Here is a 3870-nt window from a genome sequence, read left to right on the forward strand (position 1 = left end):
ATATAATACGTTGATAAGCTGTGCTTTAGCCAGTAGTCGCCAATTCCAAGAGTATAACAATAGCTTCTTTCGTAACATCCGCCGAGAAGGTATACCCCTATGACACCAGAACAGCAAAAATTGCTGGAAAAAGCGAATCGCCGTCTACAAGCTGCCAGAGAGTTAAACCGTAAAGGTTTTCCGGATCTTGCGGCATCGTGCACTTACTACGCTATATTAGACATTGCCACATCATTTTTAGCAGGCGAGGGGTTGTCCTACTCTAAACATTCAGCAGTTATCGCCGCTTTCAGTAGGATATTTGCTCGCACTAATCGCATTCCGGTTGATATACTACATCACTTTCCGTATGAGCTAGTAGATAGCCGTCTCATTGATGCGGAAATAATCCGATTAAGAGCTGATTACAACACCGAACTCGATATTCCAGAAATTGATGTGGAACAACTGATATCTCAGGGGGAAGAAATGCTGAATTTTGCTTTAGGGAATATTGATTCATTACCTCCATATTCACCCTAGCAGTAGTGCCGTGACACAGCTAAAAATGAGGTCATAAAGGAGTGTGAGCATCTTGCTCGCTGCCTTTCTCTATGGCGATTCGCTGCGCGATACCTTCGGGAACGCCAAACACAATCCACATCTAGAGTCATAAATCTTCCTTAACAAACTTGACCGCTACAGATAGTGTAGTTTAGGATAAATACCCCCACCTCTAGTCAAGCCAACGCAACCGCAGTGAATCATCTACTCGAATGGGAAGCCAGTGGAGTCGATCGCCAGCTTACCCAGCTTAACGTCATCCCCCTCGAAGGCCAAACCCCCTACAACTATCTCCTCTACGCCGATGACCTACCCCGGCGCAAAGATGGCCGCCTGCGAGCCAATATTATGCAACGCTATCAGCATCTCAAGCAAGGGGGATGGTGGTGTTCTGGCATTAACCCCCTTACCGGAGAAGATGAAGACTGGGGATGCTTCAAACCCGCTCAACCCCGCTATGCAGAGGGCAAAGCCATCAAATACGAACATCCTCCCAAAACCCCCACCCGACTCTTTGCACTCAGGGTTACCCAGTCCATCTGGCAAACGATCGCCAACCGGGGAAACACCCCCCTAAGCGCCGAACAGATCCACCCCGAACACTCCGATCGCGGTTTTTGGCAATGGGTCAAAGATAACCCCAGCCTGCCCCTGTGCATCACCGAAGGAGCCAAAAAAGCGGGCGCTCTGCTCACCGCAGGCTACGCGGCGATCGCCCTTCCCGGCATCCATAGCGGCTATCGCATCCCCAAAAATGACCAAGGTCGGCGCATTAGTCACCCCCATCTGATCCCCGAACTGCAACCCTTCATCGCTCCCAACCGCCCTATTTGTATTGTCTTCGACCAAGACAGCAAACCCCAAACCCTCCGCGCCGTGCAAAGCGCCATTCGCCGCATGGGTTACCTGCTGCAACAAGCCGGATGTCAAGTCAACATCGTCACCTGGAACCCCCAATGGGGAAAAGGCGTAGACGACCTGATCGCCAGCCAAGGAGCAGCAGCCTTTCACCAAGCCTACAGCCAAGCCCTCCCCTTCGATCGCTGGAAAGCCACCATCACCCAACAGCTCACCCATCCCCGCACCCTCACCCTCCATGAGCGCTACTTTCCCGCCACCCTTCCCATCCCCGAAACCGCCCAACTCGTGGCCATAAAATCCGCCAAAGGAACCGGCAAAACCCAACTGCTCGAAACCATCGTTAACCAAGCCAAACGCGCCGGGAAACCCGTCCTCGTCATCAGTCATCGGGTGCAACTGGTGGAATCATTAGCGGCTCGGTTCGGACTGCCAGCCCTCGCGGGTGAAGCTTCCCCAGAACCAGGGGTCGTGCTGTGCATTGACTCTTTGCATCCCCACTCCCGCGCCCAGTTCAACCCCCAAAACTGGAAAAACGCCCTCGTCGTCATTGATGAAATCGAGCAAGTTCTGTGGCATGGTTTAAACTCCAGCACCTGTCGTCGCCATCGGGTGGCTATTCTGAACACCTTGAAAACCCTCATCCAAACTGTCTTAGGAGGCACAGGTCAAGTCTGGGTTGCAGATGCCGACTTAAGCGATCTTTCCCTAGAGTATTTGATGGCTCTTTCGGGCATTGACCCGGATGTGGCTGTAGTCGAAAATACTTGGAAACCGAGCCGGGAAGAGGCTTGGCAGGTCTATAGCTATGAAGATAAAACCCCTGAGCGCCTGGTGGAAGAACTAGCGGCTCATATTGCCTCTGGGGGGCGGCCGATGGTCTGTTTGTCGGCTCAGAAACGGGGGAGTAAGTGGGGAACGATTACCCTAGAGAGCTATTTAAAGCAGCGTTTTCCAGAGCATCGGTTTTTGCGGATTGATTCGGAAACTCTGTCCGATCCGACTCATCCGGCTTATGGGTGTACGGGGGAGCGTTTCGATCGCCTCTTAAGTCAGTATGATGGCGTGTTGGCTTCTCCCGCGATTGAAACCGGGGTGAGCATCGATCTCAAGGGTCATTTTACCTCCGTGTGGGCGATCGCCCAAGGCATCCAAGCCGAGAACTCTGTCCGTCAAGCGCTGTCACGACTGCGGGAAAGTGTGCCTCGCTATGTCTGGATCGCTCCCTATGGCTTTAACCGGGTGGGAAATGGTTCAACGTCCCTAGCCAGTTTGCTCAGTTGCGAACATCGGTTAACCCAGGTGAATATTCGCCTGTTGCAACAATCGGATTTTACCCAGTTAGACGGCTTGGATCTTGGCTTTCAAGCGGAGTCCCTGATGACTTGGGCCAAGTTGGCGGTACGGTTTAATGGGGGGATGGCGCGATATCGGGAAGCGGCGATCGGCGGACTTTTGGCTGAAGGTCATGTTTGTCAGAGTGCAGTGGAGCAGAAACCAGCAGCAGAGGAGGAGAGCGAACCGACTTTGAAGACGACGATCGATCGCGTTTTAGAGCAAAATTATCAGGCAGAATGTGAGGCGATCGCCGATTCTGGGGTTGAACAAGTTTCCGTAAGTTCACCATCCACTCTGTATTATCGTACCAGCCAAACTCCGGATCAACGACGCAGATCGCGCCATCAGGAACTGTGGCAAAAGTATGGAATTCCCGTTACCCCTGAGTTAGTCAGTTTAGACGATCGCGGCTGGTACGAGCAATTACAGTATCATTATTTTCTCACCGTCGGCCGTCCCTATTTAGCCGATCGCGACACTGCCATGGCGCGGGAACTCCTCTCAAAGAGATCTGGCGGTCTCTTTTTGCCCGACTTTAATCACTCTCAATTGGGGTCAAAGATTGGCACAATGGAGCTTTTAGGCATTCCCGGCTTAATTGCTGATTCAGAGCGAGTATTTATGAATACCGATGTGGATTTACAGCAGTTACAGGACATTGCCTTGTCTAACCGCGAGGAAGTGCGATCGCTCTTTGGTATCGGACTGGCTAAAAATGCCTCTGGAATTATGATCGTGCGCCGGTTTATTAACCTTTTGGGTTATCGTTTAGAGCATCAACGCACCACCAGCATTAAGGGTTCGGGGAAACGCCTACGGATCTATGGCTTAGTTTGTCCGGATGATCCTAGAGAACAGGTGTTTGAGCAATGGTTACAGCGCGATCGAGCGGACGAGAAAACCTATCCTCCCATTCCTTTAACGGTTCCTGAGATCGCGACGGTGGAGCAGTCGGAGGGCGATCGCTATCAACAACTAAGTCTCTTTGGCAATACCTTCGCCATTTTCCCGTAGGTTGGGTTGAACGAAGTGAAACCCAACGTATTTGTTGGGTTTTCGGCTGTCGCCGACATGCACGTTCCTCAACCCAACCTACGAATCAAGGCATTTTTGGTTTTGGCGAAGGTATTG

Annotated in this window: 2 protein-coding genes; both read left to right on the forward strand. The window is 51.8% G+C overall.

The window, feature by feature from the left end; translation table 11 throughout:
* Window positions 1-99: 99 nt before the first annotated feature.
* On the forward strand, window positions 100-522 hold the full coding sequence (locus tag PMG71_RS05795; RefSeq protein ID WP_283752705.1) for a HEPN domain-containing protein: 423 nt from the start codon (window positions 100-102) through the stop codon (window positions 520-522).
* A 216-nt stretch (window positions 523-738) separates the two neighbouring features.
* The gene (locus PMG71_RS05800; protein WP_283752706.1) at window positions 739-3753 is read left to right on the forward strand and encodes a plasmid replication protein, CyRepA1 family; all 3015 of its coding nucleotides are present in this window, start codon (window positions 739-741) and stop codon (window positions 3751-3753) included.
* Window positions 3754-3870: the final 117 nt, after the last annotated feature.

Source organism: Roseofilum acuticapitatum BLCC-M154 (assembly GCF_030068475.1).
GTDB classification, from domain to species: domain Bacteria; phylum Cyanobacteriota; class Cyanobacteriia; order Cyanobacteriales; family Desertifilaceae; genus Roseofilum; species Roseofilum acuticapitatum.